The 13,702-nt window shown below is 41.8% G+C and carries 13 protein-coding genes; 12 read left to right on the top strand and 1 reads right to left on the bottom strand.

The features are described 5' to 3' along the window. Positions 1-247 precede the first annotated feature (247 nt). Both glpD and Xmir_RS02495 read left to right on the top strand, forming a co-directional pair. Positions 248-1,744, top strand: a complete 1,497-nt coding sequence (gene glpD / locus Xmir_RS02500; RefSeq protein WP_099112883.1) for a glycerol-3-phosphate dehydrogenase — start codon at positions 248-250, stop codon at positions 1,742-1,744. A gap of 410 nt (positions 1,745-2,154) precedes the next feature. Further along, entirely contained in the window at positions 2,155-2,715 is a 561-nt protein-coding gene (locus tag Xmir_RS02495) for a GNAT family N-acetyltransferase (protein ID WP_099112882.1), read from the top strand. 172 nt (positions 2,716-2,887) lie between these two features. Here the strand turns inward: Xmir_RS02495 and Xmir_RS02490 are convergent, their stop codons facing one another. Continuing rightward, positions 2,888-3,748 (bottom strand): hypothetical protein, encoded by an 861-nt coding sequence (locus Xmir_RS02490; protein WP_099112881.1) that lies wholly within the window; start codon positions 3,746-3,748, stop codon positions 2,888-2,890. A gap of 376 nt (positions 3,749-4,124) precedes the next feature. Between Xmir_RS02490 and yhfZ the strand changes: the two genes are divergently transcribed. From yhfZ to Xmir_RS02445, 10 genes are all read left to right on the top strand, one after another. Then, a complete protein-coding gene (gene yhfZ / locus Xmir_RS02485; RefSeq protein WP_244170843.1) occupies positions 4,125-5,030 on the top strand; it encodes a GntR family transcriptional regulator YhfZ in 906 nt (301 codons plus the stop codon). A gap of 54 nt (positions 5,031-5,084) precedes the next feature. Further along, complete coding sequence (locus Xmir_RS02480; protein WP_099112879.1) at positions 5,085-5,447, top strand: PRD domain-containing protein; 363 nt, start codon at positions 5,085-5,087, stop codon at positions 5,445-5,447. A gap of 107 nt (positions 5,448-5,554) precedes the next feature. Beyond that, a complete protein-coding gene (locus Xmir_RS02475; RefSeq protein WP_099112878.1) occupies positions 5,555-6,730 on the top strand; it encodes a YhfX family PLP-dependent enzyme in 1,176 nt (391 codons plus the stop codon). 76 nt (positions 6,731-6,806) lie between these two features. Then, positions 6,807-6,992 carry a hypothetical protein gene (locus tag Xmir_RS26325; RefSeq protein WP_208620377.1) on the top strand — a complete coding sequence of 62 codons (186 nt, stop codon included), beginning with the start codon at positions 6,807-6,809 and terminating at the stop codon, positions 6,990-6,992. A 14-nt stretch (positions 6,993-7,006) separates the two neighbouring features. After that, on the top strand, positions 7,007-7,900 hold the full coding sequence (locus Xmir_RS02470; protein WP_167385935.1) for a phosphotriesterase-related protein: 894 nt from the start codon (positions 7,007-7,009) through the stop codon (positions 7,898-7,900). Between the two features lie 117 nt (positions 7,901-8,017). Next, entirely contained in the window at positions 8,018-8,380 is a 363-nt protein-coding gene (locus Xmir_RS02465; RefSeq protein ID WP_099112877.1) for a DUF2620 domain-containing protein, read from the top strand. Between the two features lie 10 nt (positions 8,381-8,390). Next, complete coding sequence (locus Xmir_RS02460; RefSeq protein WP_099112876.1) at positions 8,391-9,740, top strand: YhfT family protein; 1,350 nt, start codon at positions 8,391-8,393, stop codon at positions 9,738-9,740. 4 nt (positions 9,741-9,744) lie between these two features. Beyond that, the gene (locus tag Xmir_RS02455; protein ID WP_099112875.1) at positions 9,745-10,833 is read left to right on the top strand and encodes an aminotransferase class V-fold PLP-dependent enzyme; all 1,089 of its coding nucleotides are present in this window, start codon (positions 9,745-9,747) and stop codon (positions 10,831-10,833) included. 446 nt (positions 10,834-11,279) lie between these two features. Further along, positions 11,280-12,431: a glycosyltransferase gene (locus Xmir_RS02450; protein ID WP_099112874.1), complete on the top strand. Its 1,152-nt coding sequence runs from the start codon at positions 11,280-11,282 to the stop codon at positions 12,429-12,431. Positions 12,432-12,444: 13 nt separating this feature from the next. Then, the gene (locus tag Xmir_RS02445; RefSeq protein ID WP_099112873.1) at positions 12,445-13,590 is read left to right on the top strand and encodes a glycosyltransferase; all 1,146 of its coding nucleotides are present in this window, start codon (positions 12,445-12,447) and stop codon (positions 13,588-13,590) included. Positions 13,591-13,702 lie beyond the last annotated feature (112 nt).

Raw genomic sequence — 13,702 nt, 5'->3', positions numbered from 1 at the left:
TTTTGATGCCATGACGTTTCCCCGCCTGAAATTTTGGGTGGGGTTCTCCTTCCTGTAATTATCCCCTTTTAAATTTGTATCCCGCAAAATCCTTATTAATCTTAGGCATATGATAAAGATTTGTTACCTATATCACGCGAATATGTTTTTTCTGAGTTAATGGTTGGCGCTTGATGAATTTTTGATTACAATCTTTGAGCGAAAACGAACATTAAAGAACTGTTTCGAACATTTCAGAGGGTATGCAATGGAAACCAAAGACTTGATTGTAATCGGCGGCGGAATTAACGGCGCTGGTATTGCAGCAGATGCTGCTGGCCGGGGACTTTCTGTCCTGCTGTTGGAAGGTCAAGACTTGGCCAGTGCGACTTCGTCTGCCAGCTCCAAACTGATCCACGGTGGCTTACGCTATCTGGAGCATTATGAATTCCGTCTGGTCAGCGAAGCATTGGCAGAACGTGAAGTGCTCTTGAAACTGGCTCCGCATATTGCATTCCCAATGCGTTTTCGTCTGCCACACCAACCACACCTGCGCCCGGCCTGGATGATCCGTATTGGCCTGTTCCTGTACGATAATTTAGGCAAACGCGTTAGCTTACCGGGCAGCAAGGGGCTGAAATTTGGTGCCAATTCGGTATTGAAACCATCGATCACCCGCGGCTTTGAATATTCCGACTGCTGGGTTGATGATGCACGTCTGGTTGTTCTGAACGCGCAAGAAGTGCAAAAACACGGGGGCGAAGTGCGTACCCGTACCCAAGTGACCCGCGCATGGCGTGACAATGATTACTGGATGGTTGAAGCCAAAGATCTCACAACCGGCGAAACCAACACATGGCGCGCGAAAGGCCTGGTTAACGCAACCGGCCCATGGGTGAAAAATTTCTTCGATAACGGCCTGCAACTGAAATCGCCTTACGGCATCCGCCTGATCAAAGGCAGCCATATTGTAGTTCCTCGCGTTCACGATGAACCACAGGCTTATATTCTGCAAAACGAAGATAATCGCATTGTGTTTGTGATCCCATGGAATGACGAATTCTCCATCATTGGTACCACCGATGTTGAATACAAAGGCGATCCAAAGGCAGTCAACATTGATGAGCAAGAGATCAATTACTTGCTGAAAGTCTATAACGACCACTTCAAGAAGCAACTTACCAGCAATGATGTTGTCTGGACTTATTCCGGTGTTCGCCCCCTGTGTGACGATGAATCTGACTCACCACAAGCGATTACCCGTGATTACACGCTGGATGTGCAGGATGAACAAGGCCAGACGCCATTACTGTCCGTCTTCGGTGGCAAACTGACGACGTATCGTAAATTGGCTGAACACGCTATGGATAAGCTGGCACAATACTACCCACACGCGGGCAAGGCATGGACTAAAAATGGCAAATTACCGGGTGGTGAGCTGGAAGGCCATGACCGCGATGGTTATGCACGACTGCTGCGTCAGCGTTACAACTGGTTGCCAGAAGGTGTGGCACAACGTTATGCCCGTACTTACGGCAACCACAGCGAAATCATTCTGAAAGGCGCGGAAGCATTGACTGATCTTGGTGAATTCTTCGGTCATGGCCTGTATGAAGCTGAACTGCGTTATTTGGTTGATCACGAGTGGGTAACACAATTGGACGATGCCATCTGGCGCCGCACTAAGTTGGGTATGTGGCTCACCAATGAGCAAAAACAGCGTGTCGCGGATTGGCTGTCACAAAACACCAAAGCCGCCGCTTAATGATAAAACTGATTAGCGTGCATAAAAGGTGATGATAAAAATGGCGATGCTCTATCGCCATTTTTTATTTTCATACGTCATGCTTTCATACATTCTGAGAATAGCCCCTTATTCCTCACAAAGACGTTTTTTACTGCTCATTAACACCTTCGAAAAAGCAGTAAACTTTCGAAAACAATCATCCCTATTTTCTATTGAAATTATCCTATTATTCCTTTAATTCAACTGGTTATTTCTAAAGCACATTTTTATCACCATGGTAGTATGTTATCCGCGGCCAATATGTTGCAGATCAATTTGACGGATATACACATTGCGGTGGGATATGGCGAATGGCAGGCAGGGGAACACCTTATCAACGAGATATCAAACAATAGCCAGATTCCCAGTAAATAATTCCGGAGATGCTTATGTTTTCTATGCGGAAAGCGACGATAGAAGATGCAGCGTTACTATCCCAACTCCTTGAGACAAGCTACCGTGTTCATTTTTCCGATTTGTGGTATGACAGAGATGAACTGGAGGAATATATTACGGGGGAGTGTTCAGTAGAGCAAATATCAACCTCGCTCCAATCCCCTGATCACACATGGTTTATTGCCAAATCTCAACAAACCATCAGCTCAGATGCCGGGCATTTTAAAACGAATTATTCCGATATCATCGGCTTTAGCAAAATCGTCTTCAATCAACCTATTCCTGATACAGACTGCGCAGGCGCCTATTTACATAAGCTCTACCTGATGCCACATCTGACAGGGCAGAAATACGGTGATCAATTATTTGATCATGTAGTGAAACTGGGTCAAGAGCAGGGACAAAAATGGCTTTGGTTGGAAGTATTAGAACAGAATGAATCTGCCATCAGATTTTATGTCAGAAAGGGCATGAATTGGCATAAAAATATCATCTTTGCCAGCCCAAAACAGCAAAGTACAATGCGTATAATGACTAAGAAACTAATTTATTGATCTGTAATACCAATACCCAAAACAAATGGATTCCCACCTCAAGTCGCTACAATAACCTCAAGTCGCTACAATATAAGTAGGATATTCTGGGTGGGAATGAAGATAAGAACAATCATAACAAAGATAAAAGTCATCATATTGAAGAGCATCAACCAGTCGTTAACTCAAGCAACTATAGCCCGATTAATTCTGGTCCCAAACAGCGTTTGTAATACTCCAACACCTCTGGACTGTATTTTATTCCATATATTAAACCGGTAAATACTTCTGCAACAAACTCATTAGAAGAGTTTTGACTTATAGCATAACCACTGACTTGTTCAGCGATATTTGCAGGAGTAGTATATTCATCCTGCATGTCTTTATTCCTATTTGCTCTTTTTCCCTCCCAAAACCTTTCTTTCGATTCAGTTCGTTGTGCATGCAGTATATGTCCTATTTCATGTATAAGAATAGCAATGACCCTTATTGACTGAACTGGATCTTGTGGTGCTTGTTTCGAAAATTTCCTTGTTTCAAACGAGGGATCGCTATAAATCAGATCGGGCACACCATATGTGCCTAATTTTTCAGAATGTGCTCTCTGAAAGAGACCTGATCGACTCTTTATTTTATTGATTTTAGTAATTTCTTTACAATTTATATGCACACATGGGTAATCAATATATATTCCGTTTTCACGCAAATCTTTATCCTCCCTATCTGGCCATCTGGTTTCAGTTAGCCCACTTTCTTCCTCTATATAAACATTAATACCTCTAACCATTTTAGAAAAATTAGCAACTCTATAATTAACTTTGTTAATTGCATAGCTAATTGGCATAAGAAACTTCATTTTTATTTGATTATTTTTGTATAAAATACTATTAGTTAAAATTCTGATATGAACACCACAAACATAACTACTAGATAATAAGCAGTTATTATCCTTATAATAACTAGAAGACTTACTTTCTTGATGTTTAATAATGGATATATCAGCTAAATTATTTATAGGGTTCCTTAACCCTCTATATTTTTTTGCTCGCAACAAAATACACCTCCTATATACTCAACCAACACGCATCTTCAGGTTGGTTGAGTGTATAATAATAACGTAAAGAATATAACCTAATTATTCTATCACGTGATAAATAGTGTAGCAAAAATCACCACCCAGGAAGAAAAATACAGTGATCAGGCATAGAAACCTCCCCCACATTCCCTATATTCTTCCATGATAGCGATTTTGATATTTTCAGAGCAAAATAGAAATATATCTTCAAAATATTGATAATATTAAACTTTATCATTTTTTAAATTTTAATTTTTTTAATAAATGTGATATTAATCCCCTTTCTTTAATTCGCTTGTTGCGGTTTATGTTCAATTTTATGAATATAAATGAGAATGGATAACAACTTGTAATGATAAGTCAAACATTCATTAAAAAAGAGGGGATTGCACAGGCTTTTCTGGCCCGTTATCTCCTCTCTAAACAATGTGGTAACCGCCTGAAAACCATTGAGTTACTGGCTAAAGAATGCGATTTGTCCGTGGGTTTGATGCAAGCAGCATTAAAATCTCTCGAACAGGTACAGGCGGTTGGAATTAAGCGTCGTGGTCGTAATGGTAGTTTCCTTGCTCAGATAAACCACAAGTTACTCTTGGAATATGCCAATATCGGCAATGTAGTCTGCGCAATGCCTCTTCCTTATACCCGTGCCTATGAAGGGCTGGCAAGTGGTTTAAAAGCTCAATGCGCAGGTGTTCCTTTTTACTTTGCGCATATGCGTGGCTCAGATATCCGCATTGAATGTTTACTGAATGGTGTTTATGACTTAGCTGTAACATCAAGACTTGCCGCAGAGCAGCACCCAGAAAATAAAGATCTATATATTGCGCTTTCACTAGGGACACAAAGTTATACAGACAGGCATAGACTAATCTTTCGTCATGGCGAAATGGAATCCATTCGCCGCGTGGGATTAGACAGTACCTCAGCAGACCAAAAAATAATGACAGAGCAATTTTTTGCCGGTAAAAAAATTGAATTGGTCGAGGTCTCTTACCATGAATGCCTGAATCAAATCATCAAAGGCCACATTGATGCGGCCATCTGGAACGTCGGAGAAGGCCACGAACTGATAGCACAGGGCCTGATGACGCAACTCCCCGATAACAGCGAATGCTTTATCAAAGCATCTGAAGCCGTTATCCTTGCCCGTAAGGATAATATCCCCATCCAGCAACTCCTGCATACGATGGTTGACAAGGATGCCTTGCTGACTCATCAACGAAATGTCGTAGCAGGCATCATCGAACCCGTTTATTGACACTCCGACAATCAAAATAAATGATTTACTAATACTGGCGTATAACAAAAGTCAATGGTAGAACAACGCTTAACTATCTTGTTGCAAGGTGGTGTCATCGACCAAGATATCTACGACGACATGCTGAATGTTGTGCATGTTCTGGAAGATATCTGGCGTATCCCTATCCATCACCCACAAGGCGAAATGGCGCTTACCCATATGGCAAGTGCTTTTATGCGTTCACGTCGCGGTGAAAGGGTCTCTCCTCTGGATAAAGGCATATTGTCGAAAATTGAGCAGTCTGAATACTACAATCGATTACTGACAATTCATCGCTCTTTGATAGAAAATTTCAAAGTGAAGTTAGATCCCAACGAAGAAGGCTATCTGTTAGTGAATTTATATGGTTTAATGCTTTCGAACGAAAGCGGCTAGCTTTTGATTCCATTATAAATATTCAAAAAAATGAAGATTTATTTTCACAGAAAATTTTGATGATTACACAGCTTTGCTGCTTTGCAGACAGACATGAAGGGAAGCTTATGTTTATTGACGCACTGAAAAAACAGAACCCCAAATTGATTGAAGTTGCAAAAGAGCTTTGGCAACAGGGCGTCATTTTGCCAGATACTTACATCATTGATGTCGATCAGGTCTTGAATAATGGTCGGCGCTTACTGCAAGCCGCAGAGCAGTACGGCATTGAACTCTATTTGATGACCAAACAAATCGGTCGCAATCCATGGTTGACCAAGAAATTGGTTGAACTCGGTTATCGCGGAGTTGTCGCTGTCGATTTCAGGGAAGCCTATAGCCTGAGCCAGCATGGTATACCTCTGTGCCACATCGGCCATTTGGTGCAAACACCGGCACATTTAATCGAAACCATGCTCAGGCATAAGCCAGATATCATCACCGTATATTCGCTTGAAAAAGCACAAGCCATTTCGGATGCTGCGGAGAAATTGGGACGAATTCAGCCCGTCATGCTGAAAGTATTTGATAAACGAGATATGACTTTCCCCGGCCAGGAAGCGGGTATCACCTTCAGTGAACTCGATGCCACCGTGGATGTCTTAAGACACATGCCCGGCATTAAATTGAGCGGACTGACACATTTCCCTTGTCTGTCATGGGATGAACGATACCAGATAACCTTACCTACCACGAATTTGCTGACCCTCATTCGTGCGAGAAACCGACTCGAACAACTCGGAATTCACCTTTCACAAATCAATGCCCCGGCAGCATCAAGCTGTAACACAATACCATTACTGGCTAAATACGGCGCCACCCATCTGGAACCGGGCCATGCCTTAACCGGAACTGTCCCCGCCAATATCAGTGGTCAAGAGCCGGAACATGTTGCGATGGTCTATGTCACGGAAGTCTCTCATCACCACGATGGCAATAGTTACTGCTATGGTGGCGGTTACTATAAACGTGGGCACATGAAACATGCGCTGGTTTTCCCTGAGCACACGATTTCGCCCAAAAAAGTGCGCATACTGCGATTGGGAGAGCCCTGCATTGATTACAACCTCCCGCTGTCAGGCACTCACCCTATCGGTAGCCCTGTGATCATGTGTTTCCGCCCTCAAATTTTCGTGACTCGCAGTGATGTCGCTCTTGTTTCAGGTATCCAATCAGGTTCTCCAAAACTTGAAGGTATTTATGACAGTCAAGGAAATTGGAAAAATAGTGGCTATCCTAAATAATCCCTCAACAGAGGTGTTACATATAATATTATTCCGCCATTAAATAATGTTATTTTCGCTATAGTGGATTTACCGCATGATCCTGAGCAAACATTTTATGGGATACTACAACCAGACTGGGGATACGCCCACACATTCCGCTTCGTATTCCTCATCCAGCATGAATGCAGTTGAAGGCACACTCGAGCCGTGGGATATCAAAGATATCAAGTTAAAAGCCGGGGGTACACACTGCAACACTCATCAGAAAATCAAACCGTAAATCATCATTTGGCAATAGAAACAAATAACCGCATTGACACCTCAGGCTACACCTATGTACATGAGCATCTGCATATCGATCTCTCTGGTGCAAAAGGCAGTCTCGATTGCCGATTGGATCAATATGATCTGATCGTTGATGAGCTGCATCATCTCTATACCCTTGGGGTAAGGAACATCGTGGAGATGACTAACCGTTACATGGGACGCAATGCGGTTTTTCTGCTGGATTTAATGCGTGATACCCACATCAATATCATCGCCTCGACAGGCTACTATAAACAGCCCTTCTTCCCAGCCCATTTCAGTGAATTGAGTGTACAGATGATCGCCGATGATATGATCTCAGAGATCGAAATCGGCATTGATGGTACCGAATTAAAAGCCGGGGTGATCGCAGAGATAGGCTCCAGTCTCGGGCAAATCACCGAAAATGAGAAAAAAGTATTTGCCGCCGCCGCACTGGCACATCAGGCCACAGGTTGCCCCATTTCCACCCATACCACATTGAGTACAATGGGACTCGAACAATTGGCGCTGCTGGAAGGATTTGGCGTATCCCCCAAGCATGTGGCTATCGGCCATTGTGACCTTAAAGATAATCTGGATACCATCATTCCGCTGCTGGACGCCGGGGCATGGGTGCAATTCGATACAATCGGCAAAAATAATTACTACCCAGACAGCCGACGCATTGCCATGTTGCAGGAAATTGCCAAGTTTGGGTTACTTGAGCGAGTAATGCTTTCCCAAGATATCACTCGACGCTCTCATTTAAAAAGCAATGGGGGAAATGGATTCGACTATTTGTTAACCGTATTCGTTCCTATGTTGCTGGAAGCGGGTTTTTCCCAAACGCAGATAGACCAAATGCTACGCGATAATCCTGTACGATTTTTTCAACGTTGAATTTTTCAAGGCAAGGTTTTCAAGAACAAGGTTTTTAAAAAACGCGTCCAAGAAAAAATAGAAAAAAATAATTTTTAAAAGCAATCCGATAGAAGAGACAAAGAGAGGGATAACAACATGAGATTTGTCATTGGTGGACAAATAGAAAAAGAGGCAATAGCCGAGAATATTCGTCAATTAGCAGGAGATAAAGCCACTTCCATTACCGTCATGAATGACATCGAAGCAGCTATGGCAATTAAAAATGGCGAAGCAGATTACTACCTTGGCGCATGCAATACCGGTGGTGGTGGTGCATTAGCAATCGCAATCGCCCTTATCGGCTTCGAACAATGTGCCACCATAGGCATGCCGGGTAAAATTCTGTCTGATGACGAAATTATTGCTCACGTGAAAGCAGGTAAAAAAGCATTTGGTTTCACAGGGCAAGATATTGAGATCGTCCTGCCAGTGATAATTAACACCATCATCTCACTATAAGGAGCCTATCATGCAGCATCTCCATGATTTCCTGCTCAGATTGATGGAAGTTGATCCTTTCAAAGCGGGATTATTGGCGGCCATCGGGGCTATTGCCGCCATGATGGCAAACCGCGGTATCGCAGTTTTCCATGATGGCCTGCGTCCTCTATTGCCTGAGTACCTTGAAGGACGGATGAGCCGAAAAGTACTCGCCGCAACCAGCTTCGCCCTGAGCATTGGTTTAGTTGTCGGTTTTGGTATTCCCTTTTCACTCACCGCTCCCATTGTGCTGGTTCACAGTCTGTTACTCGGCACTGACATGATTGGCATCTGGTGTGCCAACAGCCGAAGAGGCTTTATCGCCTCTGGTATCATCGGCGCCCTGTATGCCATTGCCTTGCTGGCCGGCCTGCGTTCGGTGGTAGAACTGTTTGCCATGCTGCCCGTCAATTTCACTGATGACCTCAAAAAAGTGGGTGATCCGATTGTGGCTTGCTTTGCCCTATTCCCTGCCATGGTCGTCGGTTATCAATATGGCTATCGCAAAGGTCTATTGGTCATGCTCACTGCACTGGTCGGCTATCTCACCACCAAAGCCATTGGCCCGTTGAGTTTTGGCGGCATGATCGAAAAACCCGTCAGCATTGACCCTAACGGCGCTGCATTGCTGCTATCGATGATTGCCATGTTTTACTTTGCGATGCGCGAACGCCCCGCTCAATCGACAGCGCAAAAAGGCGCCAATGAAGTCTTGGTCGGCCTGTTCTCGACCCGTATAGAACGCATCCAGAAAAACAAGTGGCTGCTGATTCTGTGTGGTGGCCTGACCGCCAGTGCGGCAACCATGTCTTTCAGCCTGCTGGCGGAAGGCCCCGTTTCCCTGCAATTGATGGCGCAAGGCGAGCAGACAAACGCATTGCTGGTCGCATTGGCACGTGCCATTGGTTTTATTCCATTAGTGGGTACAACGGCGATAGCGACCGGGGTTTACAGCCCGAATGGCATGAAATTCGTATTTGTGGCAGGGTTGGCGACCAACAACCCATGGATTGCCTTTGTGGCGGGTGGTATCACCATGTTCATCGAAATCCAGCTGCTGGCGAAAATTGCCATCTGGCTGGATAAATACCCTGGCGTGAAAGCGTGTAGCGGACACATTCGTACCGCGATCACCAAAATGCTCGAAGTGGCTTTGCTGGTTGGCGCTATGATTGCCTCCAATGCCATTCTGCCGGGAATGGGCTTTATGATCGTGGCGGGCATCTACCTGCTCAACCGTACCTCTAAACGTCCTTTAGTGGAAATGGCTATCGGCCCGATCGCAACCATTACCGTAGGTATTCTTGCGAACTTGCTCTTTCTGCTAGGAATAAAATAAGAAAATGAAAACCTATCCATTGCAAAGCATGACGATGGCACAAGCACAACAGCAGCAATTCAAGCTGGTAGATATTATCTGTCGTCACTTTCCGGGTGCTGATTTTCTTTCGCAAGGCGATCTGGGCTTAGTCCCAGATCTACACCAGCCACGAATGACCCGACGCATTGAGGCAGTGATTGCGGAGTTTTTTGGCGCTGAAACAGCAGCCTTTGTTAATGGAGCAGGAACCGGCGCATTGCGTGCTGGGCTGGCCGCCTTAGTCAGCCCCAATGCAACACTGCTTGTACATAATGCGCCAATTTACCCCACCACCAAAGTATCGATTGAACAAATGGGGCTACACATCGTTCAGGCGGATTTCAATCACCCGGAACAAATTGTGGCTGCCATCCGGCAATACCAGCCTGTGGCCTGTCTTGTCCAGCACACACGCCAGAAGATATCTGACAGCTACTCCCTGCAAGCAGTAATTGACACGTTGAACCAATATCACATTCCTTCAATAGTGGACGATAATTATGCGGTTATGAAAGTGGCACAGATTGGTTGTGAGTATGGCGCAACACTTTCCACATTCTCTTGTTTTAAATTATTGGGGCCACAAGGGATTGGAATGGTTGTAGGAGAACAGGCAATCATTGATAACCTTCGCCACAGCATGTATTCCGGCGGCTGCCAGATACAAGGTTATCAGGCAATGGAAGCCTTACGGGGTATGGTATTCGCGCCCGTCATGCACGCAGTGCAGGCAAAAGTTAATGACGAACTGGTCGCACGCTTGAATCAAGGGGAGTTGCCACAAGTAAAACAGGCATTCCTCGCCAATGCCCAATCAAAAGTTCTGCTAGTGGAATTTTACGAACCGATTGCAGAAAGGGTACTCACCGCAGCTCATACATTTGGAGCACTGCCTTATCCGGTAGGCGCAGAATCAAAATTTGAAATCCCTCCCCTGTTTTACCGCATTTCTGGTACCTTTCGCCAAACAGATCCTACACTGGAACACCGTACGATCCGCATTAACCCCAATCGCAGCGGAGCAGATACCGTGATGCGTATTTTACGAGAAAGTTGTCAGTTGAAAGGTTAAAAATATAAGAAAAGCGATACCTGAAAAGAAAACTGTTGAATTGATATTATCGAAAAAAATATAACGCCTGATTATCATTAAGAAATTAATCAATCTATCACCTTCTGTTATTACATTACATAAGGTATTTCATCTGTTTTTATTATCTACCCATGACTTGGATTAACAATACCAAAACAGAATCAGGCGTTAATAAATTAATTTATTTCATATAATAATTAGCATCTAATTCACCTTTGGTCAATTTATCTTACTGCCATAATCACGATTCAGTTCTTATTTTTTAAAAATAATAGTCAGCCAAAATTTAGGTGTCATTTCATAACATCGAACTGTTAAACAATATTGATTATTTCTATCGTGATAAGCATCACAAAAATATAGTAACAATACGTTAATATACCATTAAGACTGTATTTGATTATTTATCTCAAGCAGGGGCATAAATGATGAACTTACCCAAAAAAATCCATTACTTCTGGACCGGGAATAACATACCAGAAAAAAATCTGAGAAAGATTTTAAACATTAAATATCAAAACCCAGGTTTTGAAGTCAACATTTGGGGAGAGAGAAATATTCAATCATTAGTTATTAACACATTAAGAAAAATAAAACTTAAATACCATGGTACTGATTTTGATATTGGAGAGATACCCATTAACTTTAATTATAGAAACATTGAAACAGCTTTTAGATCCCTCGCCCATCAAGCGAATACCTTGGGTTCAGTCCAACTTGCAAAATTAAATTGTTTGAGTTTCTTAACAGAGACTGATAGTAGAAAAAAAGAAGAAAACATACAGCGCTATGGAGATTATGTTGATTTAATATATTATTTACAGCATGTATACCACCTTCATATAATGGGTAATTATCATAATTATGCGGCAGCCAGTGATATTGCACGTTTAGTTATTTTATATATGGAAGGTGGAATATATTTGGATTCAGATGTCAAATTGAGTGATCCCGACATAAAAGAAATGATTAATCGGGAAAGTGCCAAATTTGATGATTTATATATTCAGTCTGATATAGCTCTGGGTGACTGTACGGGAAAGGGTTGGTATTCTACTGAAAAAATTTATCAATTTGGCAATGCCATTATTGCATCAATGCCTCAATCAAAAAAAACTTTTGATATTTTAATACAAATGGCGACCGCATTGAAAAGACATCATCTTTACTCTCAAATACATCAATCGCCTAAATTCAATGAAATCAGTAGAATAAGAAGCACAAACAGAACACGCCAGATAGATAAAAGAATCGATTTTGCTTTAAAATTAGAAAAATCCAATCAACTAAATTTGAATGTGAAATGTAGTATGCTGAACCCAATGTGGCGAACAGGTTCGATGTATCCTTCACAAAAGGTAAGTAAACATGATCGTGAGAAAAACCGAATTGATTATACAATGAAACTGACAGGCCCCGTGTTCCTTATCTTTCCGCTTAATCCCAAACGCGAAGATACTCTTCCACTAAAACATAGGCTGATGTCTAAAATCAACAATGACTCAGTATTTAAAAAAGTCGATGCTTCGGGAAAATGGGCTATTCTTAAAAACAAAAAATATTCAGATGAGAATTAAAGGAAAATGAATTATGAACATACCCCAAAAAATCCATTATTTCTGGTCTGGGAATAACATACCAGAAGAAAATTTGAGAAAGATTTTAAACATTAAATATCAAAACCCAGGTTTTGAAGTCAACATTTGGGGAGAGAAAAACATTCAATCATTAATTATTAACACATTAAGAAAAATAAAGTTTAAATATCAGGGTACGGATCTTGATCTTGGTGAGATACCCATTAACTTTAATTATAGAAATATTGAAACTACTTTCAGGTTCCTGCGCCAACAAGCTTTTTATTTGAATTCCATTCAAGATCCAATGTTGAATTGTTTAAGTTATTTTAACAAACGAAAAAAAGATGCCGATAATACAAGGCGTTATGGAGATTATGTTGATTTAATCAACTACTTACAACATATATATCACCTTAATTTAATGGGTAATTATCATAATTATGCGTCAGCCAGTGATATCGCACGTTTAGTTATTTTATATATGGAAGGAGGAATATATCTGGATGCGGATGTCGAGTTGTATGATTCAGATATAAAAAATACGCTTGATAGAAAGAATGCCAAATTTGAAAATTTACAGCTTCGGTCAAATATAGGCTTAGGCGATAATTCTGGATTAGGCTGGTCTGAAACGCCATATACTCGCTTTGGAAATGCGATTATAGCCTCCCTTCCCCAATCAAAAGCGATTTTTAATCTATTAATAAAAATGGCTATTATGATAAAAAAACATCACCTTTCCATTCAAATGTATGAATCCCCAAAAGCCGATGAAATTAGTCAAATAAAAAGATTCAATAAATACTATGAAGTAGATAAGAGAGTCGATTTGGCACTAAAATTAAAAAAAACTCATCAAATCAATCTGGATACGAGATGTGGTATACAAGATCCGGTATGGAGAACAGGCTTTGATCCTGATGATGCCAACGATAAATTTTCTCGTGAATTGAGGCGAATTGATTATACGGTAAAAATGACCGGGCCCACGTTTATTGATAATTATCTGAATCCCGGCTTAGGGATAAATTTCCCCAAAAAATATCAACTTAAATCTAGAATTAAAAACGATAGGGTTTTTAAAAATGTCAATGATGAAGGAGATTGGTCTAATCTTAAAAAGAAAAAATACGCAGATGAAGATCCGTTCAGTTAAAACCCAATGGAATAGGCCGTTAACTGCGGAATACAGAATGCCGGTAGGTTGAATTTAAGCTTTAGCAAAAAGCCTGAGGATTACAGCAGCCATAATCTTTAGCAAATACCCT

This window comes from Xenorhabdus miraniensis (assembly GCF_002632615.1).
Note: the sequence above shows the minus strand (reverse complement) of the source record. Positions and strands in the feature narration are given on the sequence as shown.